Origin of the sequence: Pseudomonas sp. YQ_5 (assembly GCF_043103305.1) — a bacterium.
GTDB lineage: Bacteria > Pseudomonadota > Gammaproteobacteria > Pseudomonadales > Pseudomonadaceae > Aquipseudomonas > Aquipseudomonas putida_Y.
In genome coordinates this window covers 64,387-85,015 of sequence record NZ_JBICJS010000044.1, presented here as the reverse complement: position 1 = coordinate 85,015, position 20,629 = coordinate 64,387, and the positions used below count along the sequence as shown (strand labels likewise).

The window sequence follows — 20,629 nt, the reverse complement described above, 5'->3', positions numbered from 1 at the left end:
ACTGCAAGCGCACTCATGCTCTGGGCGTCCGCCACAAGTCGGCAGTGGATCACTCCTCAAGTGATGTAACTCATCATGGCGCTGGCCACTGAGTTCGCCGTTTGGGGGATTACGGCCGAAAGCTTGGCTTGAGGATTATCGCTGACCGCCTCGAAAGCCTCCAATTTCATGTAGCGCCTGTGTAGGCCCCACTCCTCGTCCTGCACGCGAATCGCCGCAGAGAGGGAAAGGGAGCAGTGATCGAAACACCGTTCCCGCCCCCGCCGTCGAGGAATGCCGAGTACCTGAAACAGACCTCCGATCTCCATAAACAGTGGGTGCCTGTGCTGATCGGTTTGGGGATCAGGCGTCGCCCCCATACAACTGTCGCTAACCGACCCATTGCGGTCGCTCAGTGAGTACTGCTGTAAACGCCGTGGCTTGCTAGGGCGCTGTACTCATGTGCTCTGTGAATCGAGATTCCGAAGGTCTGCTCAACCACCAGTGCATGATTGCCTAGGGTCAGGGCTACCTGGGGCCTGAGTAGTCGGCCCTGTCAGCCGCAAGTGAGCATGAAGGCCGTTGGTGTAACCAAAAGTCGGTATGGCGTTGGCAAGGGTTACGGCAAACGGTGGTTCAGAGGACTCTCTTGAACTTCAGCAGCCCTGATGTCAGTAGGAAGGGCTGCTACCGGGTCTGGGCGTAGGGAAACAAGCTCAATGTCATTGCTGGCGTGTTCCTTTCCGCACTCATTGCAGATCATCTTAAAAGCTCCCGTTGCATCTACCGGTTTAATGCCTTGTACAACGTTAGGTACAATGGCTGCGGTTGCCAGCGACGGCTGGATCCATCTGGACACCTTTGGCCTGTGGCTACTGGAATGACGATTCTGATCCAGATGAGAGAACACTGTGAGTCACTACGGAGCCGCTGTGCGGGCCGACTGGCTTCACTTTCTTAGTACTTTGGGCGTCGCCTGTGGCGGTCCAAAGAGCAACCCTTACCCGGGCAGAGCCCGGAGGATGGACAAATGCACGTACTGACTTTTAGCCAGGCTCGCGCCGAACTGAAGCAGACAATGGATGATGTTTGCCGGGACCATGAGCCCGCCGTAATCACGCGACAGCGTGGCGAACCCGTAGTGATGATGTCCCTGGAGGACTACAACGGGATGAACGAGACCATTCACCTGTTGGGATCGTCCAAAAACGCTTCGCGCTTGCGCTCATCCATCGATCAGCTCCGGGACGGCCAGGCCTTGACGAAGGAACTGGACCTCAATGAGCAAGAACCAGAAGCAGCGGAACAAGGATAAAGCCCGCGACAAGGTAAGCGTGAAGTTCACCAAAGAGGGCTGGGAGGATTACTGTCACTGGCAGAGTGCCGACCTCACCATACTTGGCAACGTCAACCGCCTGATTGACGTGTGTCTACGCACCCCCTTCACGGGTATTGGCAAGCCTGAGCCGCTGAAAGGCGATTTATCTGGCGTGTGGTCCCGCCGCATCACCCGTGAGCACCGTCTGGTCTACTTCTTCGAGGCCGGTATGCTCACCGTTCTGCAATGCCGCTACCACTAAGACGACTAAAGCGCTGTACTGTGCTGTGCGCGAGCTGCCTCCGCCACTGTTACAAGGGCGGTCGGTGAACGAAATCACACGCGCGGTCGTTTGGCGCTGGGTGTCCAGTTCTTAGGGATAGGCTATCCGCAGGCTCACGCAGAGGTGCACTACCGCGCTGCACGGGAATCGCCGTTCGTCTTGCCGCCCGGTAATAATGGGGAGCACGTCAAGCAGATGTCGGACCTGCACCACCAGTGGCGGCCAAACCTGAAAGGTTTGGGCATCAGGTACCGCCCCCGTATAACTGCCGCCACACCTATGCGACAATATGCTCAATGTCTGGTCTCAACCCCGCATTTATCGCCCAACAGCTCGGGCAAGGCGTGCAGATGCTCTTATCGACTTATGCGCGCTGGATTAACTCGTCTAACGACTGGCAGGAGCTGGATAAGCTCCAAATTGGTCCGTAGCTGCGAAGAAGCCACGTAAGTTATTGATAGGTAAGCTCCTTGATCTCCACCGCTAACATCACCATGCGATTATTTTCGCGGTTTTGAGCGGTCTGGAGTGCAATGTTTTCGGGGGTTTCAGCCTCTCAACAACGCACCAAAACGCATGCATTGGCCCAAGAATTGGCCCAAGCCTGCGCCCTCCTTCGGCGTTCTGCCGGCCTAATCCCCGCTAGTTTCAGATCCATCCAGCGCCCAAAGCCTGGCCGACTCGACGATCTCCAGCATGTCGACCAGGTCGCCGTCATCTACTTCCTGTCGCCGGTGAGCGGCATAGGCCATTTCACTGAGCACAGCCGCTCTCCCATCAGGGTCAGTTAGCAGGGCCGTCTGGTCGTCCTGTTCCGCCACCCAGGCCTGTGGTATCCCCTCCATCATTCTGCCCTGCACCACCAGGACTGCGCGTAGAGCACACCGTCGATCTCCTCTACCCCGTTGATGTTGATCCCGAGCTGGGCCATGCCGTTGACCTTGGCGTCGTGCAGCCGCGGGATGATGTCCGGCCCTGGCGACGGGTTGAACACCCAGGCCTGTGTCGATACCCGTCCCAGCGGCTCGCTGTGGTGGTCGCCAATGTGGATGTCGGCCCGAAGGGGCTGGACCTTCCTGAGCTGGTCGGAAGGGATAGCCACGCCATTCACGCGGCGGCGAACGAGGAGGAAGTACATAGGGCACCAATACTGTATGAATAAACAGTATCGTATAGGCGGGATCGGTCGCGGGCAATTGCCGATCAACGGATCAGTGAAGAGGTGGCAAATCCTTGCCTCGGGCCTTGGCGATGACGCGGAGCTGGTAATCGGACACCACCTGGAACAGCGACTCGGCCAGTAGGCGCAACCGTTCGATCTCTTCCGCCGGCGCACCGCGATCCTGGGCCTGGTGATACTCCCGCAGGGCGTCGACAGCTTGCTGGATCAGCGGCTCACCGGCCTCAACCATCCCTATGAAGGTGCGCTTGTCCACTTCCCTGCTCCGATCAGTTGACTAGCGTCATCATACTCTCGCAACCCGAGTGGCGCCGGTTTGAGGGCACCAGTGCGGCTCGAAAACCTGTTATTTGAGGAGCATCTTCTTTGCCGCCAGGATGGCCGCAGCCCCCGCAAGACCAATAGGCCCTCCGATGATAGTCGCTGCGCCGATGACTGCAGCACTACTCATTGCCTCCTTCGCCGCGACCTTGACCGCCGTCTGAACCGGCTCATCAGATTGTGAGGCTGCAGTTATGACAGCAGCTATGCCCGGGACGATAGTGGTTCCAGGAATACCGGCGGCGCGGAGTACGTTTCGAATTTGCTGGCTGGTCGAAGCTCCGTAAATACACCAGCTCACAAAATGCTCGCAATTGTTGGTGACGAGGTTATAGGAGTTCTCACCTAAGCGTGAATATCCACGGGCAATTCGCTCCTCGGCATCGTAGACAGCGGCAGGGTGAGACAAAACAGTTGTGGGATTTCCGCTGCTGAACCGATCCAAGCTGACCCTGCAGATAGGTCCCGAAACACTGTCTCCGAAGCCGGAATAGTGAAGGACCTCCCCACATCCAATGTAGATACCATGATGCGTGTAACCTGCCCGCAAGCTGACGAGATGGTCTCCTCGACGCATTTGGATTCTCCTTAAAAACGGAAACCAATCATGGCACCGCGCCATCTTTAGAACAATGGTTCCAGGAAACATGTTATCTCGGGTCGCTGAATGCTCCACTGTTTCTGATTTTGTGGTGGATGGCTTCGCATGTAATTCCTGCTATTCGACTTCGCTCAAGCGCTTTCGCGAGGTCTCCCGCCATTCGGTCAGACTCTTCAAGCAATCCCCCGAGCACCACGACGGCAGAGGTTCCTGCCTGGCGCTGCTGGGCAGCGATGGCGCCGCAGAACGTTTCACAACCTGAGTCAAGGCAGTATGTGGCGCGTTGTATGTCAGCTCCGTAATTCAGGCACAGCCCCACGATCGTGCCAGACCAAAAGTTCATACCGATTTTCAGCGACGCGTCAGCACCAACCTATTCCGCTGGAAGCTTTATACTTGTAAAGCAAATAGTGCTCATCCCCATTGAAGTTAAACTTCTCGTTACCCGACTCAAAATTCGCAAGCGATTCATTCCAATGCTTGGAGCCACTCCAGGCTGGTAATCCTCGGGAATTGCACCAAGCGAGAACAACCACATAAATCGGAGGCAACTCTTCAAGCCCCCATCGCTCTCTACAGTACGAGGGTATACGTCTATCAATTAGACGCCTAACCCCTCCATCTTCACCATGGATGCGATCAACCTGACTATTCAAGGAGGCAATCAAAGCTTTAGCCCCTGAATGGAAAGTCGTCTTCCCCTCAACAATCAGAATTGCATCCGGCGACACAATTAGAAGGTCTATCCTTCCACAATCTATTTTCACTTCATAAAAGGCAGTCGCATCTTTCCACTCTTGCGCCGCCGCCGCAGCGAAGCGCACCAGTACATTCATCTCATTCGGCGCCGACCTTTCGTTGTACCAGTCGATCACTGTAGGGTAGCCCCAAGCATCGGAAAGCTGTTTAGCAGTTCTAGTCAAAATCCCCTGAAGCATAGGGCTGCGGTCCTTTTACGAATTCAGTTCTGACACCCGGCTCCACGCCTGGTCTGCCAGGCAGGATTGTATATCTGTTAGTTCGTAGTTAAAGCATCATATTCGCGCTCGCACTGGCGGCCGGCTGCACGAGCAGCGTCATAAGCTTTCGCCAGCTCTCCCGCTCTTTCATCAGACCGTGCGAGCAGGTCGGAGAGCACCATGGCGGCGCGGGTGGCTGCTTGGCCTCGGGCGATAGCGGCGGTATCCGCGCCGGGGCAACTGATGGTGGCGGCGAGCTTTCCTGCTTCGTCGCGCAGCCGCTGGCCAGCAGCATCGGCACTAGCAGCGCCAGCATCAGCAACCTTTCTTTCTTCATGCCCTTTTACCCTCGCCTCTTGCTGCGCATCTGCGCTCCGGTGTTCTTCCTGGCGCGCCGATCGCTCACCAATCACTTCGGCGAGTCGATCGCCGCTGTCCCGCTTCGCTGATTGCTGACCGGCCTTGGCAAGCTCTACTGAACGGCCGTGCTCATAGGCTGTCCAGTGGGAGACCAACAGAACCAGCACTGCAGCGCACCCAATCCAAGGGCTCATGAAGCCAGGGCTCGCCGCACGCCCTCGTCGATCACCTTGGCCTTGTAGGGGTTACCACCGTTCTCGTGGACGATGATGCCCACCACAGCCTCACGCAGCACCTGCGGCTTGGAAATGTCGATGGAGTCGCGCACGCCCACACCCAAGCGCTGGGCAATGGCCTGGGCATACGCCAAAGTGTTGTTCTCGCTGGACGGCGCCCATCGGCTGATGAACTCCAGCGGGGTGTCGATACCGGGCCGCCCGACGCCGGGCATACCGTCCTTGCCTCGGTAGTTGAGCAGCAGCTTGCCCAGGGCGCGGATGCCGTTCTCGGCTTGGTCGAACCGGGCAAAGCGCGGCTTGCCCACGCCCACCTCAATTCCCAGCTGGCCCTGCCAAGCATTACGCGGGTTGAAATCGATGTTGCCGGGGTTGTTGTTGCGAATGCCGCGTGCGGTCATGGGTTTTCTCCAGGCAAAAAAATACCGCCAGATGGCGGTTGGTGTTTTCGGTGCAGATCAGGCCGGCGGTGCAGGCCAATCAATCTCGCTGGGGTAGCCTTCCTGCTCAGGCAGGCGGCTGAGTGCAACGCGGTAGCGCTTCCATTCGATCAGTAGGGTGGCCTCAGCCTCGGTTGCCTCTTCGAGCTCGACAGCATCCTGCAACGGCGCGATGGCAGCATCGGCGACAGCGCGGCGCTGGGCGAGATCGGCAGACACCGTGACAAGCAACTGCTCGGCAGCCTCCTGTGCCTTTGCTTCAGCAGTGATGACCTGCGACCAGTCGATCACCCCGGCAGCTGCAGTCAGACGCTCGCCCAGATCTAGGCCCGGCAACTGCACCTGGCCATCAGCTGGGTAGAGGTCGACCGGGAAGCGCGCTCCCTGCGGCGCATCGGCGGCGTGCGGCAGCATCAGGGTGAGCACCAGGTCACCGTTAATACGCTCGACTGGGGAGATCACAAAATTGCAGCCCACGGCCTCGGCCGGCAAGGTCGCCCCATCGGGCAAACGGGAAAAATCCAACGCTACGCCGTTGACCTCCAACGTATCGCCCGATTTGGATACAGACAGGCTCACATCAGAGCGAACTGGTGAAAGTTTGATGATCATGGGTTGAACCACCTTCCTATGGCCACAAGACGAGCCTGGATTTGCGAGGATACGGAGTAGGACGTTAACCCCTGCCAGTAACCCGTACCGGCCGTGGAGCCGTTGGGGTGACCGGCAATGAGCGCATGAGCCAGCGTGGCGTTACCCAATGGCACCACAGGAGCAGAAAATGCCGCAGGGTAAATCCATGGATTGGCACCCGTGGTGAATAGCGAGCCAAGAGAAGTCGTCGCCGGGCTGGCTGATGTAACCAGGGCTGTGCAAATCATAAATCCGCAGGCGAACTTCCACGCCTCACCATTGGCGTTCGACACGTACTCCATCAGCGCGCCTGTCGGGACGCCGCCGGCCTGGCTTACCGTTCCGACAATGTCAGCCACAGCCGCCTTCTTCAGCCCCAGTCCGGTGCGCGCATCTGCCTGGTTCGTGCCGCCTGTCCCGCCCTTGGAAACCGGCACCACGTTTTCGGTCGAGACCGAACCCAGCCCGGCCAACGTCGAACCCCAGGTGTTGGCAATGTCGTTGAACTTGTCGGCCAGGGTCTTGGTGTAGCCCTGCACCGGCGCGATTGCATAGGTGCCGCCGGCTACGGTTGCCCCCTTATATGCCGGCAGGATGCTGATCACCGTGCCGCTGGCAATGTTGGTCACCTCGTACCAGTTGCCGTCCGGCCCCAGCAGAGCATCGCCCACCCGGGCATTCGCGGAAAAGTTGGTGCCGGTACCGGTCACCGTTGTTTGGCCAGCCGTGATCGCGACCGTGCCTGTCCTGTACCAGGGCATAGGATGCTCCGATTAGTTGAATGGGAATGGCAGGTTGTCCGTCTTGATGACGAGCGCCTGCGGGTATCGATCGGTGGGAATGTCGAAATAGGAATTGGCAGCAGTAGTGCTGTAAATCATCGTGGTGCGCGCAGCGTCGCAGGCCATGAAGTAGATGCCTCCTGTTGCACCATATGCGCCATCCATGTGTGCTTGCATGCTCGCGTAAGCCGGGAATGGCGTGCCCGGGAAAGACATTCCATCCATGATCCCTTGCCCGAACGAGCGTGAAAACGTTGTGCTGGCAGCGTACTCACCCGCCCCGATCGCGATAAAGATCCTCGCCACGCAGTAGTAGGGGCCGCTGCTGATAAACCTGGTAGCCTGCTTGGTCGCGCCGGCGAAAGGAACGCCGTACATGGCAATACCGTTGATTACCGTCGGTGTTGGGGGTGGTGGCGCGTTTATCCTGGCGACGATGTTGAGCGGATACTGCAGAGAGTTGAAGGTGAGCGCGCCGGATTCGTCGTAGCACTTTAGGCCGGCCCCATTCAGCGTGTTCCGCATGGTGTCGAAGTAGTAGAACTTCGTTGAGGGGCTGGCCCCGATGAAGTAGAACGTCGTGGTGTCACCTGACTTTGAGGATCCGCAAGAGATCCCCGAACCCGTGATGAATACGATCGGCGCTACTGCCCCCGTAACGCTGAAACCGTGGACTGCATCGGTAATCGACGACTCTGCATAACTGCTCCCTTCATTGGGTGGCAACTGGGCTGAGCGATGATAGAGGCGTGGCCAATTGACCTGGAACGAGAGATAGCCGCTTTTAAGAAGACCGTAAGTAATCTTCTCGGTATCGAACAGTAACTGCCCGTTCTCCTTGTAAACCTTCAGACCTGCTGACATTAGTAGTAGCCATAGTGAATGCGGCAGTTGAGTGAGTAGAAGCCCCAGCCGCCGGCGTATGAGTACTGCCAAGCCAGGGTGGCGGCGGAGGCCCCCACGGCTAGGGTCACCCCCGGCCGCTTGCCGAGATACTTGTTCTGGGCGGAAAGTTCGGTGATGGCGTAGAACAGCGTTCTCCCAGCCGGCGGCAGGGGAATCGAGAGCGACCCATTGGCCGCCCCCGTATCCACGTACCCCATCATCTGGCTGATCGTGCTGGTCATATCCAGCAGCGCCAGGCCGCTCGGGTCGTAGACCTTCAGGCCTGCCGTCATACGTTTACTCCCAGGTCGATCGCCAGGTTGCCGTTGGCGTGGTAGATGCGCAGGCGCTGGTTGTTGATCAACAAGCGGCCCTGCCCTGCCACCGTGCCGTTGATTTCGAACGTCCCGCTCTTGTTCAGGATCCAGCCCTGCTGGCCGGCCACGTAGTTGGTCGAGCTGATGTAACTGCCGATCTTGGCGTTGGTAATGGTGCCGTCTTGGATGAAGGCCTCATTCATGAACACCTGGCCGCCCTGCACCGCGAATGGTGAGGAAAGCGTGCCGTTGATGCCGTTGACCACCGCGAACCGGTCGGCCGAGACCAGGAACTGGCTTTGCAGGCCGGCCGGCCCGTTCTCGATGCCAAGACCAATGCCCGCAGCAACGTACTGCCCCTGGGCGTTGACCTGCATCTTGACCGACCACATCGTGCTGGCCTTGTTATCGAGCGCGGCCAAAGCCTGGCTGGTGACCTGTACCGATGCGCTGGTTTTCTGTATTTCGCCGTTGGTTTTATCCAACGCCGAATTAAACGACACCTCCAGCGTCTCGGTGCGCCGCGCCTGGACCTCAATCTCGGACGCCCGAACCTTCGACTCGTCAGCGATCTTGGCAGTGTTCTCCCAGCCCTTCAGCGCCCCAGCCAGCTCGCCCTCGCCATTGTCGTCACGCTCACCCTGCGGCACCGTGAACGACGCCTCCATGTAACCGATGCGTGTGCCGAGCGCCTGGTCGGCATCCGCGCGGGTGGTGGCCTCGTCGCTGATGGATGCCTCGCGCAGCGCACGCTCCCCGGCGACAGCATCAGCACGGTCAGCCTTCTCCTGATCGAGCGCCGAATTCGTCGCGTCTACCCTCGAGTTGACGGTCTGCAGTCGCGACGCCGTCGACGACTCGTTGTCGGTGACCGTCTTCTCCAGCGCTGAGATGCTGGCCGAGTTGGTCCCGACCTTGGTGTTCACGTCGATGAACCTGCTGGCCGTGGCCTGCTCGTTCGTGACCACCGTCTGCTCAAGGCTGCGGATGCTGCCCGTGTTGCCGTCAACGCGCGCTTCGACCGTGGTCACCCGGCTGGCCATGGCCTCGTTCTGGGTCGCTCGGGTGCGAGCCTCTTCGGAAACCTTGGCCAGGGTGTCCCAACCGCGCAGCGCGTCGTTTAGATCCCCCTCCCCGCTATCGTCACGGTACGCCGACTGAACAGCCTGGAGCATCGCGGCAGTGACCTCGATTTTGCCCTCGACTGTCTTGATGTCTGTGGTGTTCTTGGCCACTGCCTGCGCCAGCCCATTAGCCGTCTCGGCAATGCTGCCGATATCTACCCAGTAAGTCGGGTTCGGCGGGGCGCTGCTGCCATCCGCCGCCGCCGGCACATCAGCGATGGCCATGTACAAACGCCGACCGCTGCGCACCGCATCATTCGTGGCGTAAGCGGCGGTGGGCACGTACTCCAGCGGGTCGGTCAGATCGGTGATCAGGTCCTCCAGCTCCTGCTTCGCCTCGTTGATCCGGTCGTTGACGGAACCTGGGAAGTCGCCGGAAATCTTCTGGATCTCCGTCAGCAACTCCTGTCCCAGCTCACTGTTGGTGACCTGCCCGCTAATCAGCTCCAGTACTGGGCTGGCGTCCGACCCCGACTGGCCAAGCACGCCACTACCTGCCGGATACCATGGGCCGATATTGCCGGTCCGGTCCACCAGGCGCGCCCAGAAGAAGAACGACACACCGGCCTTCAGGCCTTGCATTACGTGCTCGGTCTGCGGGTAGGCCAGGTCGGCGAGCTTCGTTGCTGCCTCCAGGCTGTTCGTTGGGCCGTACCAGATCTCCGTCCGCTGGGTGTCCTCGGCGCCTGGTGGGATTCCCCACTTGAGCGATATCCCGAAGATCAGCGGATCGGCCGCCAAGTAAGTGACCGCCGGCGGCAACCCCTCCTTGCCCTTCAGCTCAGTGAGCGTCGAGTCCCGCCAGGTTGACGTTATGTCGAACGAGCTGACGGCGCGCACCCTGGCCAGGTAAGCGCCAGCGTAGATCCCAACAACGTCGACCGACGTAGTACCGGTGCGCTGCAGGCGGATCCAGTTGCCGTTGTCCTTGCGCCATTCCACATCGTAAGCAGCTGCCCCCTGGACCGCCGGCCAGCTGATGGTCATGGTGCTGACCGCGATACCCTGATCCACCGCATAGGCCGAAGTCAGCGAAACGCTGGCAGGCGGCGACACGGTAGTGACCGGAATGACGCTGATCGGGCGCTCGTCCAGCTTGGCGCCGGTGTCGATTGCTGCGAACTTGCTTGGGTTGAATTCGAGCGCAGTGATCTCGTACTCACCTTCCTGGGTGCGCACTGTCTTCAGCACGCGGAAGAGCTGCACCGCCAGGTCGTCGTAGTCGATTGCCCACTGCAGCTCGGGTTCTGGCTGCACGCTGTAGGCCACGGTAACCGTGACGGCACGCCCGTTGACCGACTGGACCGTCCTGGCCTGCGCAGTGCCGTTGGGCAGGTTCAGGATCAGGCGGTCCCCTGGCTTGATCGGTGTGTCACGGTCGAGCGTCACGACGCGCCCGGCAGCCGCCGAGATCCGGCCACCGTTGGGACGCCCCGCCCCCAGTTCGTCCGCCACCGGGATGACGAACCCAGGCAGCGGAATACGGCCCTCCATGCCAGTCTTGAAGGTGACAGTCCGGTCCTGGCTGTTGCTCAACAGCGCCCATTTTCCGCGACGCTGGGCTTCGGAGGCGCGCGTGCAGCCGATGGCTGAAATCTCAATTGGCCGGTCCCGGTACCGGCGCTGAAGCGCCAGGTCGGTCACCGGGATAACGTCGGTGTCGTAGTTGTTGGCCGGGTTGTCGTAGCTGACCAGGGCGCGGCTGTAGTGGGTGTTGCGCTCGGCCCCGCCATACACGAACTCGCCGTCGATGACGTTGGCCCGGGTGAACACGTAGTCGATGTCCTGCGCGCGCGGCATGTCTGCCTGCATGAACAGCGAGCCGTGGGCCCAGTACACCATGCCCCGGTAGATGGCCGACAGGTCGCGGAGCAAGCTCCAGGCCTCGGCGCGGCCCTGCAGGTTCATGTCGCACAAGTAACGCGGCTCCTGACCACCTACTCCATCCGGCACCAACTGGTCGCAATACTGAGCGATGCGGTACATCTCCCACTTGTCGACCATCCACGATTTGATGCGCTTGCCCAGGCCAAAACGGTCTTCAACGCACAAACCGTAGGTGACGAACGCCGGATTGTTGGTCCAGGCCTGCTTGAAAGTGCCATCCCACACGCCCGTATAGGTGCGGGTTTCGGGGTCGTAGTTACTTGGTACCGGCCAGCGCTTGGCCTTGCAATCGACAGTTACAGCCGGGATGTTCTGGAACTGCTGGGCGTCGAACTCGATGTACAGCAGCGCGGTGTTTGGGTAACGCAGCTTCTCGTCGATGATCTCGGTGTAGCCGGCAATGGTCATCGTGTCGGCTACGGTGCCGCTGTTGGCGTTCGGCGTGATGCGGCGGACACGCAGCATCCAGCCGGAAATGGCCGGGGGCAGATTCACGCGAACAGAGCGCTGGTAGCCGTTGGTGGTTTTACCGTCAACGGCGCCGCGGTGAGCCTCCACGTATGCCCCGCCGTCGGTTGCAATGTCGATCGCATATTCGATGCGGTAACCATTGGTGTTGCCGCTACTGTCCTGCTTGACCAGGCGAGGCCAGGACATGCGCACGCGCACCGCCGACAGCTGCGTATTGCTCAGCGACCGGGTGAATGGGCTGTCGCTGCGCAGCTCGACGTTGACGGTGGTTTCGCTCTCCACCGACGGGATGCCCTGAATGTAGTCCTGTTCAACGGTGCCACGCCGCCACTCCCACCTCACCCCCGGAAAGTTGACGTTGCCGCTGGCGTCCATGATAGGGGTGTTGTCGAGGTAGATGTCCCGATCGGTCGGCGTGCCATCGAACTCTCCCTCTCCAACCGCCAAGAGGATCTTCGCGATGTTCGTGGACTGAAGGCTGTCCGGTGCCTCTACCGGCGTCTTCGGCTTGCTCTCGCCGCCCTTGGCGCCGCCGATATCCAGGTGAGTTGCTGCGCCCATGCTTTCCTCCAGGCATTAAAAAACCGCCCGGAGGCGGTTTGTAAGGTGAACTGGTCCTAAGTCTTGTCTTGCGCTTCGATGGACACGGAGATAATCGCCCCGCCCCAGCGACGTTTGCCGATACAGATCGGCACGGGGTTGCCGCTGGCTGTTGTGTTCCTGGCACTACCAAAGGCATAGGACGGCTTGTTCTCAGCCGCAGCGCTCAGTGATAGACCTTGAGCCTGAGGGCTGAGCAGTTGGATTACGCCGCCGATGGCCATGGATGCCCCCACCGCGGCTGCAACCCCCCAACCACCAGCGCCAGCACCAAAGGCCGCACCAAGCCCGCCAGTCGCGAAGGTTGCTGCAGCAATCAGGGCTATCCCAACGACGGTCTGCAGTAAGCCGCCGCGCTTGCTCCCGCCGATTACCGGAACAATACGCAGCTCGCGAACACCACCGCGGTCAAACGCATCTGCGCCGACGTTCTGCCGGTTCCGGAAAACCGCGAACCGTAGGCCCAGGCCATCGAGGCGGCGGATTTCGTCTTCGAATCCTACCAGTGTGGCTTTCAAGGCCTGGAACGCCTCCCAAGTGTCGCAACTATCGAGCTGCCGGCGGTGGGTACGGCCAAACTTCTGAGCCAATGAGCCGGACAACTTAATGGTTGTCATGGGGGTGTAGTGGATTGCTGAACTAGACATACCGGCCTCCAGGCAATAAAAAACCGCCCGAGGGCGGTTTGATCAAAGGCAGCTTTCGACTGCCTCGATTCGTCGATTTTTTCTCCAGTCCATCAAGCCAGTTTGGAAATAAAGGCGCACCTGGGTTTTGCCTTTCGCAGCCTGAAAATCCACGAATTCGACCTCTCCGGCGCTTATTACCGTTTTCCCTCCACCAGCCAATGGCTGTAATGCGGCAGCGTAATGAGCCCCCATCAAAGACTGGTTCTGCCATGCGAACAAAACACACTCTGCGACTTGGTCCACGGATTTCGAACTGTTGGCGGTAAAGGCTGGCCCCTCAGCACGCTTCTCATTCATCGAAGCGCATCCGCCCAAGAGCGCAAGGCTTAGTATCGTGACCGCTACTCGCATGTGATCCCTCCCTGAAAAGCAAGACTGTACCAGCCGGCCTGGCCAGGTATCCAGCGTGGATGAAATGCCAGTACCGCGCCAGCATTTCGCCATAGTAGCTTTGCACCTCCAACGAACCGCCCCGGTCCGCTGCCGGAAAGCCCATGGACTGGGGCATGATGACCTAGGAGGTCGATGTGAGCCACGAGCATGAACCAATGACCGAAGACACAATTGCTGGATCCCACAATTATGGGGTCTTGAGTGTTTTGCAGGTATTAGCGGGAGTCGTTTATGAGTCGGGGAGCCCTGCACTAAGAGCGCACCTTAAAGAGCAGATCGCGAACGCGAAAAAGAATCCGATTAAGGCATGGAACCGCAAGGAAGAGATTGACGCATTCGAAACCCCATTTGAATCCGTTGAGATAGCTTTTAAGACGGTCGACGCGGCTGCCAAGTAAAAGACTTGACAGCCTCTTTTATGGTAGCCATAGCAGCGACCCTGCTCCGCAGATCAAGTTGATCTGCGGTTTTCGCTTTTACAACGCTTCCTGAAAGCATAATCACTCCTGCGGCCTGGCCGCTCACTTCGCGTCTCGATGACGCAACACAAGACGCGTTCGGTCGAGCCATGGCCCGCCGAACACGACGATTTCAGATAGCCGCCCCAGCAGGTGGTGCAGCATGAACGGGCCAGGCCCGAAGACCTCCACCGCTTCCTCCGGCAGCCGAGCGTCAGCGCCGAGGTAGATGCCAGCATGGTTCGGGTGAGCCGTTCGGCCAGCGGCCATGACGATCATGTCGCCGCGCTGCGGCTGGCTGACCTGATAGAACCCGGCGGACTCGTAGGCCTGCTCGTAAAGGCTCGGGCCATCCGCCTGCTCCCACCATCCCTCCTCCCGGGCATAGTCCGGAAACTCCAGGCCCCACTCCCGCTTGTACCAGTCCGCGCAGACCTGCCAGCAGTCCCATGCTCCGTGCACGAACGGCCGCCCGAGCAGCGGTGCGTGACCAGTTGGCGTGACGGTGCGCAGATCACCCTCCGGCCAGGACAGGATGTACCAGGGCAGCTCAGTGGCCTCGCACATGGCCAGGTCACGGGGCGACGGCCTGCTGGTGGCATCTGGATGCGAGTGCACGATGCCGATCACCTCACCCTGATCTTCGGCCGCGGCGTACTGCTCCGGCGAGATACGGAACTCCTCCGCTGGATCGGTTGCAGTGTTCTCGCACGGGACGTACCGCTGGGCGCGGCCCACGGAGATGAGCAGCCCGCAGCACTCCCGCGGGTACTCCGCCGCAGCATGCGCTTGCACGGCGGCGAGGATGTGTTTTCGCATGGTCAGCTCCGTGCGATGAGGGAAACAGCCGGGAAGCCGCCAAATGGCAGTTGGTTGCCCTGACCAAACCTAACGGTGCAGCCTGAGTCCAGGCAGCCGTTGCATTGGTCCTTGGCCGGATCATCCGTGGGGTTGCCGTCAAGGTCGAAGTAAGGGCCGGTGTATCCGCAGTTGGGGCCGCGGTAGCCGGCGGTCATCGCCCAGTGGCAAAGCTGGGTCATCTGCCGGCCGATCGTCTCCCCGCCAACGTCGCCAGGGCTGGCCAGCTCCCAGGCCACCGTCTTGCCGTTTTCCGACACCTTCTGATCGATGTACCAGACCTCGATGGCTTCCTCGGTTGGGTCGGCCTCCGGGTTGCCTGCCTGAAAATTCACCGCATCCAGATAACGCGCCATCGTATGGCGCATGGTCAATTTGAACTCGAGCAGGTTGTCGAAGGCCACGCACAGCGCCGTGATTCTACCGTTGACGTTCCCAACCGTCAGCGTTGGGCGCACGGCGGTACCGTCCGAGTTCGCTTCGATGCCCTCGATCTGCATGGGCCAGGCGCCGTACTCGTTGCCCTGCCACCAGATCGACTTGGCCGGCAGCTGGTCGGCGTTCGCGCCAACCGCTGCAAGCTCCTGAGGCGTGTGTGGAATCGCATGCCCGTGGAAACGCAGCGTGTCGGCACCAAAGTCCGAGCCATCCAGCTCGAACAGCAGTACTTCGCTGCCAGGCTCCAGGGTCTGGATGTCCTTGATCAGTGACATGGACGTTCCTTACGGGTGGAAAGCCCGCTCAAAGGTGGCTGATATTTTGAACCGACCTCCACCCACAGGGGTGGGCTTAGGGTCTGCGCAGGTGAACAGGCCCAGATCACCGAGCGGCGTAGACCAAAGGAAAGCCTTGGCGCCGCCGTGCCGATCGAAGAACTCCATGATCTTGCGGACCTGGACCTTCGTGCCGGTTACGGTGATTGGGTAGCTGTCCTCCTTGTTATTGGGGCCGTCGCCCACCACCTGACGGTACCCGCCGCCAAACCTGGACTCGCGGACCCGGTAGGTGATGTCTGGTGCTTCGCCGCGATGCGTCGGCCAGTTGAACGTCTCGATGGCCATCAGCGCCCTCCTTTAGTGTTCCGGTAGCTCACTCCGCCGGGTCGCCAAGAATCTGCGACAGCCTTCTCGGCAGCGAGCTGCATCTGCTTCTGCATGTTTTGCTGAAGCAGCGTCTGGTCGAGCTCCATGCCTTCTTCACTTCGATCAGCCACGGCCACGTTGACCGGTGCCGACACGCTGATCATCGTGCCTGAAGCGTTCGTGGTAGTGAGGGCTGGAGCGGGCCCAGTGCCGAGCGGGGTGATGGTGCCGCCCTGCTCCCCCATCATCAGATAGGTCTTACCCCCCTGGCTCAGCAGTTCTGGCCCAAGCTCGTTGACCTGGTAGAGCGAGTTTGCTGCTACCGGGCCGCCACCTGCGCGCTGGCCGGAGACGAAGTTATCCATGATGTCCGGGCTGTATCCGGCCTGGGTCGATCCTGCGGAAGTCGTTCCGCTGCCGAACCACGCAGAGGCTGCCGTAGCCCCCCAGCCGGCCAAACTGCTGAGCAAGCCAGACGCTGCGCGCTGTGTTTCGATTCTCACCATGTCCGCCAGTATCGACTTGGTGAAGTCAGCGAACGAGAACTTGCCGGTCATGGCGAAGTTCACGACAGCATCTTCCATAGAGCTGAAGGCGTTGCTGAACAGAGTTTTCGTCTGCCCCGCAACATCCCGCGCTTGCTCCAGGTAGTTCTGGAAGGCCGACGACGCCCCCTTGCGCCAATCCCCCTGCGCGGCGGTCATCTGGTCGTAGTTGGCGATGGTGGTTTCCTGCAGGTCCTTTTCGGTCTTGCTCAGGGCCGCAAGCTTCTGGTTGTACTCATCGAGGCTCATGCCGCGGGAACCGTCGCCATACTGGTTGGCAAGGTCAAGCCGCTGCTGGTTCATCCGGTCGGTGATGCCGCTCTGCTGATCCTGCAAGCCGCGCTGTCGATCGCCGAGGCCAAGGCCTTCAGCGGAGCGCTTCCCCTGTAGCCTCAGCGCCTGGACCTGCTGGTCGAGTGCGTCGGTGTAGGTCTGCACGGCCCTGGCCTGCTTGGCCAGACGGCCCTGCTCGTTGGTCGCGAGCACCGCCAGTTCGGTGTCGGCATCCTTCTGGGCCTTTACCATAGCAGCTCGGGCATCGGCGATCTTTTGGTCCAGCTGGATGCGCTGCGCGGCGCTGGTGCTGCTGCGGGCCTTGGCATCCTCCAGGGCCTTGATCTCAAGCTCGTAGGCGTTCGTGACCTCAGCCTTCTGCTGTTCGATGATCGCTGCGCGCTGGGATGCATACGGCTCTTGGGAGATCAGCCCGGCCTTCTGCGCCGCGTCCAGCTCCTTCTGGTGGTTCTTGTATTCGGCCAGAATGGCGCTCAGCGCGTTCTTCTGGTCGTTGAACCCGGAGAGGTCGACTGGCGTAGTGCGGCCAGTAGCGTCCTTGTACTGCTTGTCGATGTCCGCTTTGACGCGGGCGATACTCTCCGGCTTGAGGCGCTCGTCATTGGGGCTAACCTTGCGGATCGCATCCAGTGATTTTGCGTATTCCTTCTGCGCATCAGCTCGCTTCTCGGCGTTAGTCCTGGCCGACTTTTCCAGCGCATCGATCTTGCCTGTAGCGATGATTGCCGCCTGTTGCTGTTGGGCATCCAGGGCGCGCGCCTTGGCGATTGCGTCGAGGGTGTCCCGCTGCTGAATGAGACCCTTCAGCTCAAGGTTGGCGTTGGTCAGCTTTTTCTGAGCATCGCTGTCATCTTTGTCGGCATTGACGGCGCTTTGTGCTGCCGCTACCTGGCGCTGAAGATCGACGATACGACTTGCGATATCCTGATCCCGGCCAATGTTCTTGACCGAATCGACCGTGGCAGCAACCTCACCACGCAGAGTCTTCCATCCGCGCTCCCAGATGGACAGGTTCTCGGTGACTTCCTTGCTGCGGTTTTTGATGGTATCGACGTAGGTGTCGGTGAGCAGCTTTGCAGCCCCAATAGTGTCGCCCTGCTCCTTCAAGGCAACGATCTGCGAGTAGGTCGCAGCAGTCAGGAAGTTGTACTGCTCGTTGAGGTCCTTGGCGGCAGCCACTGGATCCTTCCCGATCTTCACGAACTCGGCCACGGTCTCCTCGACCGCTGTACCGGTCGCCGAGCGCCACTCCAGTGCGGCCTCGGTGATTTCGACGAAGCTATCGGAGGCGATCTTCCCGCTACCGGCCAGCTGGGTGAGAACCTCAGCCGCGGCACCAGTGGTGCCGACGGTCGCCGCGACCTGCCGAGCCATTCCGGACATCTGATCCGCCGTTGTGCCGGCGGCATTACCGGTCTTGATCAGCTCCTTCTGGAAGCCGACCGCCTCCTCGCTGCCCGAGTAGTAGGCGTACCCGAGCACGCCCACTGCTGCAGCCGCGACGGTGAACGGGTTCACCAGGCCCATGACATAGCCGCCGAGCGCCTGAATGGCCGGACCCACACCGCCAAACATATCCTTGAGCTGCCCGCCCTGCTGCAGCAGTACAGTGAGCGGCGCCTGTCCGCCCTGCAGGGATACCACGATGTCGGTGAACTGTGCCGGAACGCCCCGCAGTGCAGCAGCGGTGGCCTTTGCCGACATCCCGGTCTTGTTCAGCGCAGCATCGGCACCGCCCAACGCTGTGCGCGCCTGGTCGATCTTCGTCTGATACTCGCCGAATGTCTCCGCATCAAGCGCGCCACTGGTGCGGAAGCCCTTCAGCTTCTGCTCCATCTGATCCAGGCGGCTCATGGCTGCGACGGCCGGGTCAATCTTGCCCAGCAGCTCTTCCAGCGCCTGGCCTTCTTCCCGATGCGCGCCGGCGGCCTTCTTCGCCGCCTCCGCTTGGCGCTCTTCCGTGGCGATGAGGGCCTGGGCCCGGCTGTTGATGGACGCCTGACGGCTGGCACTGTCCGACAGCACGGCGTTCGCCTGGGCGGTGACCTCGGCGCTCTGCTCGGTCGCCCGGTTCAGCGACTGAACGTATTGGCTGGCCTCCAGCGAGGCCTTGGCCACGGCCAAAATCCTGGCCTGCTGCTCGTCTGCTGATTCGGCAGCGCGCCGACCAGCTTGGGCGCCGGCATCCGTGGCGCTGGTGAGCGCCTCCTGAACCTTGCCCGCCTGCGCGGCCTCAGTCCGAAACGCGCCCATGTTCGCTGCGGCGGTGCTGAAGGCCGTAGAGGCGCTGGTGACAGCGCGGCCCACGGTGGCCATCTGCTGCGCCAGTTCAGTCTGCTTGGCGTTGAGCGCCTGCAGCTCCTGCACTATCTGCCGGGTGTCGCCCTGCAGGCTGCCCAAGGCAGTCTCCCAGGCACGCCCAGTTCGTCCAGCCGACTCCTCGCTGCGTTTGCCGGCGTCCGTCAGCTGGTCGAGGTTGTCCTTAGCCTCGACGGCATCACCGGAGTCGATCTGAAGACCGAGGGAGGCAATGGTGGTCATGATCTACTCCATCGATTCGGCCATGACGGCCAAGGCCTCAACCTCCATGACTCGGAGATCGGGGAAAATATCAGTGAGGTCTCGGCGCTTGATGCCGAGCATTGAGGCAGTTGCGGGGATGGCGGTGTAGTCCAGGCCCGAAGCCCCGCCCTGCCCAACCCGCCACTGCGTGCCCATCGCATCGAACAGGCGGAAGGCTGGCCATGCATCTGGCCAGACCTCTACCACCTCCTCCTCGATGTCATCGAGGGTCAGCCCCAGCGCCGCCAGTTGCTCGGCGGACGGGCCGCGCTCGTAGCAGGCCCGTGCCGCCGCCCTCAGTTTCCCAGGCGGGCCGGGCTGTAGGCGGACTGGAAGGCGTCGATGACCGCCTTCGGAGCGCCGGTGCAGGTGCGCACCAGGTCGGCGATGGCCTCGGCGCTGAACTCGTCCTCGAGATCCCAGCCAGTGACGATCTCGCCCAGTTGCTCGGCCTGCAGAGCGATTTCACCGGTGGTGACCTCCTCCCACGTCGCCCCGTCCTTCTGTGCCTTCTCCGCCCAGGCATCACGCGCCTTGTTCCAGCGGTCGAACATTGCGGACAGGGCCACGCGGTCCATGTAGCGGAACTGGAATACCACCGACGCCGGCTCGGCGCCAATGCGCGGAACCTGCACCACGGCGGTGAACGTTGGGTTCTGCGCGATCTTGATCTTCGCCATGAGAACTCCTTACGCGCCGGCCAGGATGCGAACAGGACGACCCGACAGCGCGATGCTGATGGTTCGCGTCATGAGGCTGTTCCGGTCCATGGTCGGGGTAGTGGTGATGCTCACGTAGCCTGGGTAGAGGATCTGGTCGCCCCCTGGCAGCTTGAGGCGCACCACCGCGAGCTCCTTGCTGTCACCGTAGTTTTCGACCAGAGCCACGTAGGCTGCGGTCGGCTGATCCTCAACGGTGATCGACAGCGTGATCGGGTTGCGGTTGGTCGGGAACTGGCGGTCGTCGTCATCCTCCAGGTAACCCACGGTGAGGTACTGCTGCTCACCGCCAGCCGAGGTGAACGCGGTCACCTTGGAAATCTGCGCCCAGGCGGTCACAGGCAGAACCGAGCCTACGCCAGCACCAGGGGTGTACTTGTCCACGTTGGTGGTGTTGAGGCCTTTCAAGGCGAACGTGTCGGCGGCCACGCTTGCGGCACTGACGGCGCGGTCGGCGATGAGCGCCCAACCGGAGCTGACCAGCAGGACATCGCCATTCTCGATGTCGTGACCGGCAGAGGTGGCCACCGGTGGCGCGGCGTTGGTCAGGGCGGTAAAGGCGACGGCGGCGCCAAAAACGCTGGCGATTTCCAGCACAGAACCGTTCGGCAGCGGGAATTTTGCGGCCATGAAGTGTTTCCTCGTTATTGCCC

Annotated in this window: 24 protein-coding genes and 3 pseudogenes; 5 read left to right on the top strand and 22 right to left on the bottom strand. The window is 60.8% G+C overall.

From position 1 onward, the window contains the following. Positions 1 to 203 precede the first annotated feature (203 nt). The 4 genes and pseudogenes from ACF8EA_RS08595 to ACF8EA_RS08580 form a co-directional block, all read left to right on the top strand. A pseudogene (locus ACF8EA_RS08595) lies at positions 204 to 370 on the top strand (site-specific integrase); the annotation flags it as partial. Positions 371 to 1,009: 639 nt separating this feature from the next. Continuing rightward, complete coding sequence (locus tag ACF8EA_RS08590; protein ID WP_392521596.1) at positions 1,010 to 1,294, top strand: type II toxin-antitoxin system Phd/YefM family antitoxin; 285 nt, start codon at positions 1,010 to 1,012, stop codon at positions 1,292 to 1,294. Then, a complete protein-coding gene (locus tag ACF8EA_RS08585) occupies positions 1,260 to 1,559 on the top strand; it encodes a Txe/YoeB family addiction module toxin (protein ID WP_392521595.1) in 300 nt (99 codons plus the stop codon). The genes ACF8EA_RS08590 and ACF8EA_RS08585 overlap by 35 nt, the downstream gene beginning before the upstream one ends. A 165-nt stretch (positions 1,560 to 1,724) precedes the next feature. Next, positions 1,725 to 2,011 (top strand): annotated as a pseudogene (locus tag ACF8EA_RS08580) (site-specific integrase); the annotation flags it as partial. A gap of 201 nt (positions 2,012 to 2,212) precedes the next feature. On the opposite strand, the gene ACF8EA_RS08575 reads toward ACF8EA_RS08580, so the two are convergent. The 15 genes and pseudogenes from ACF8EA_RS08575 to ACF8EA_RS08505 form a co-directional block, all read right to left on the bottom strand. Continuing rightward, a complete protein-coding gene (locus ACF8EA_RS08575) occupies positions 2,213 to 2,428 on the bottom strand; it encodes a hypothetical protein (protein WP_392521594.1) in 216 nt (71 codons plus the stop codon). Then, on the bottom strand, positions 2,425 to 2,718 hold the full coding sequence (locus ACF8EA_RS08570; RefSeq protein ID WP_392521592.1) for a hypothetical protein: 294 nt from the start codon (positions 2,716 to 2,718) through the stop codon (positions 2,425 to 2,427). Before ACF8EA_RS08570 ends, ACF8EA_RS08575 begins: the two co-directional genes overlap by 4 nt. 73 nt (positions 2,719 to 2,791) lie before the next feature. Next, the gene (locus ACF8EA_RS08565) at positions 2,792 to 3,016 is read right to left on the bottom strand and encodes a hypothetical protein (RefSeq protein ID WP_274297644.1); all 225 of its coding nucleotides are present in this window, start codon (positions 3,014 to 3,016) and stop codon (positions 2,792 to 2,794) included. 90 nt (positions 3,017 to 3,106) lie between these two features. Continuing rightward, a complete protein-coding gene (locus ACF8EA_RS08560; protein WP_392521590.1) occupies positions 3,107 to 3,658 on the bottom strand; it encodes a lecithin retinol acyltransferase family protein in 552 nt (183 codons plus the stop codon). Positions 3,659 to 3,731: 73 nt separating this feature from the next. Next, positions 3,732 to 3,950: pseudogene (locus ACF8EA_RS08555) on the bottom strand (DUF2514 family protein); the annotation flags it as partial. A gap of 94 nt (positions 3,951 to 4,044) precedes the next feature. Then, the gene (locus tag ACF8EA_RS08550; RefSeq protein ID WP_392521589.1) at positions 4,045 to 4,620 is read right to left on the bottom strand and encodes a hypothetical protein; all 576 of its coding nucleotides are present in this window, start codon (positions 4,618 to 4,620) and stop codon (positions 4,045 to 4,047) included. A gap of 77 nt (positions 4,621 to 4,697) precedes the next feature. Further along, a complete protein-coding gene (locus ACF8EA_RS08545) occupies positions 4,698 to 5,195 on the bottom strand; it encodes a DUF2514 domain-containing protein (protein ID WP_392521587.1) in 498 nt (165 codons plus the stop codon). Next, positions 5,192 to 5,638 carry a structural protein P5 gene (locus tag ACF8EA_RS08540; RefSeq protein WP_392521585.1) on the bottom strand — a complete coding sequence of 149 codons (447 nt, stop codon included), beginning with the start codon at positions 5,636 to 5,638 and terminating at the stop codon, positions 5,192 to 5,194. The genes ACF8EA_RS08545 and ACF8EA_RS08540 overlap by 4 nt, the downstream gene beginning before the upstream one ends. A 57-nt stretch (positions 5,639 to 5,695) precedes the next feature. Further along, positions 5,696 to 6,289: a tail fiber assembly protein gene (locus ACF8EA_RS08535; protein WP_392521583.1), complete on the bottom strand. Its 594-nt coding sequence runs from the start codon at positions 6,287 to 6,289 to the stop codon at positions 5,696 to 5,698. Further along, positions 6,286 to 7,071, bottom strand: coding sequence for a phage tail protein (locus tag ACF8EA_RS08530; RefSeq protein WP_392521582.1), 786 nt, complete (start codon positions 7,069 to 7,071; stop codon positions 6,286 to 6,288). Before ACF8EA_RS08530 ends, ACF8EA_RS08535 begins: the two co-directional genes overlap by 4 nt. A gap of 12 nt (positions 7,072 to 7,083) precedes the next feature. Further along, the gene (locus ACF8EA_RS08525; RefSeq protein WP_392521580.1) at positions 7,084 to 7,956 is read right to left on the bottom strand and encodes a hypothetical protein; all 873 of its coding nucleotides are present in this window, start codon (positions 7,954 to 7,956) and stop codon (positions 7,084 to 7,086) included. Continuing rightward, complete coding sequence (locus ACF8EA_RS08520) at positions 7,956 to 8,270, bottom strand: hypothetical protein (RefSeq protein WP_084850500.1); 315 nt, start codon at positions 8,268 to 8,270, stop codon at positions 7,956 to 7,958. Before ACF8EA_RS08520 ends, ACF8EA_RS08525 begins: the two co-directional genes overlap by 1 nt. Further along, positions 8,267 to 12,337 (bottom strand): phage tail protein, encoded by a 4,071-nt coding sequence (locus ACF8EA_RS08515; protein WP_392521579.1) that lies wholly within the window; start codon positions 12,335 to 12,337, stop codon positions 8,267 to 8,269. Before ACF8EA_RS08515 ends, ACF8EA_RS08520 begins: the two co-directional genes overlap by 4 nt. A gap of 56 nt (positions 12,338 to 12,393) precedes the next feature. Then, positions 12,394 to 13,023 (bottom strand): tail assembly protein, encoded by a 630-nt coding sequence (locus tag ACF8EA_RS08510; RefSeq protein ID WP_392521578.1) that lies wholly within the window; start codon positions 13,021 to 13,023, stop codon positions 12,394 to 12,396. A 42-nt stretch (positions 13,024 to 13,065) separates the two neighbouring features. After that, on the bottom strand, positions 13,066 to 13,362 hold the full coding sequence (locus ACF8EA_RS08505; protein ID WP_392521576.1) for a hypothetical protein: 297 nt from the start codon (positions 13,360 to 13,362) through the stop codon (positions 13,066 to 13,068). A gap of 251 nt (positions 13,363 to 13,613) precedes the next feature. Here ACF8EA_RS08505 and ACF8EA_RS08500 point away from each other — a divergent pair, with 251 nt between their 5' ends. Continuing rightward, positions 13,614 to 13,856 (top strand): hypothetical protein, encoded by a 243-nt coding sequence (locus ACF8EA_RS08500; RefSeq protein WP_392521575.1) that lies wholly within the window; start codon positions 13,614 to 13,616, stop codon positions 13,854 to 13,856. 123 nt (positions 13,857 to 13,979) lie between these two features. Here the strand turns inward: ACF8EA_RS08500 and ACF8EA_RS08495 are convergent, their stop codons facing one another. The 7 genes from ACF8EA_RS08495 to ACF8EA_RS08465 all read right to left on the bottom strand — a co-directional run bounded on the left by ACF8EA_RS08495 (position 13,980) and on the right by ACF8EA_RS08465 (position 20,606). Then, positions 13,980 to 14,735: a C40 family peptidase gene (locus tag ACF8EA_RS08495; RefSeq protein ID WP_392521573.1), complete on the bottom strand. Its 756-nt coding sequence runs from the start codon at positions 14,733 to 14,735 to the stop codon at positions 13,980 to 13,982. A 2-nt stretch (positions 14,736 to 14,737) separates the two neighbouring features. Then, positions 14,738 to 15,487, bottom strand: coding sequence for a phage minor tail protein L (locus ACF8EA_RS08490; RefSeq protein WP_392521572.1), 750 nt, complete (start codon positions 15,485 to 15,487; stop codon positions 14,738 to 14,740). Positions 15,488 to 15,496: 9 nt separating this feature from the next. After that, on the bottom strand, positions 15,497 to 15,835 hold the full coding sequence (locus ACF8EA_RS08485; RefSeq protein ID WP_392521571.1) for a phage tail protein: 339 nt from the start codon (positions 15,833 to 15,835) through the stop codon (positions 15,497 to 15,499). Beyond that, positions 15,835 to 19,236, bottom strand: a complete 3,402-nt coding sequence (locus ACF8EA_RS08480) for a phage tail tape measure protein (protein WP_392521570.1) — start codon at positions 19,234 to 19,236, stop codon at positions 15,835 to 15,837. Before ACF8EA_RS08480 ends, ACF8EA_RS08485 begins: the two co-directional genes overlap by 1 nt. A 3-nt stretch (positions 19,237 to 19,239) precedes the next feature. Beyond that, positions 19,240 to 19,491 carry a DUF1799 domain-containing protein gene (locus ACF8EA_RS08475; protein ID WP_392521951.1) on the bottom strand — a complete coding sequence of 84 codons (252 nt, stop codon included), beginning with the start codon at positions 19,489 to 19,491 and terminating at the stop codon, positions 19,240 to 19,242. Between the two features lie 62 nt (positions 19,492 to 19,553). Then, positions 19,554 to 19,937 carry a phage tail assembly chaperone gene (locus tag ACF8EA_RS08470; protein WP_392521568.1) on the bottom strand — a complete coding sequence of 128 codons (384 nt, stop codon included), beginning with the start codon at positions 19,935 to 19,937 and terminating at the stop codon, positions 19,554 to 19,556. Between the two features lie 9 nt (positions 19,938 to 19,946). Continuing rightward, positions 19,947 to 20,606, bottom strand: coding sequence for a phage tail protein (locus ACF8EA_RS08465; protein WP_392521567.1), 660 nt, complete (start codon positions 20,604 to 20,606; stop codon positions 19,947 to 19,949). Positions 20,607 to 20,629 lie beyond the last annotated feature (23 nt).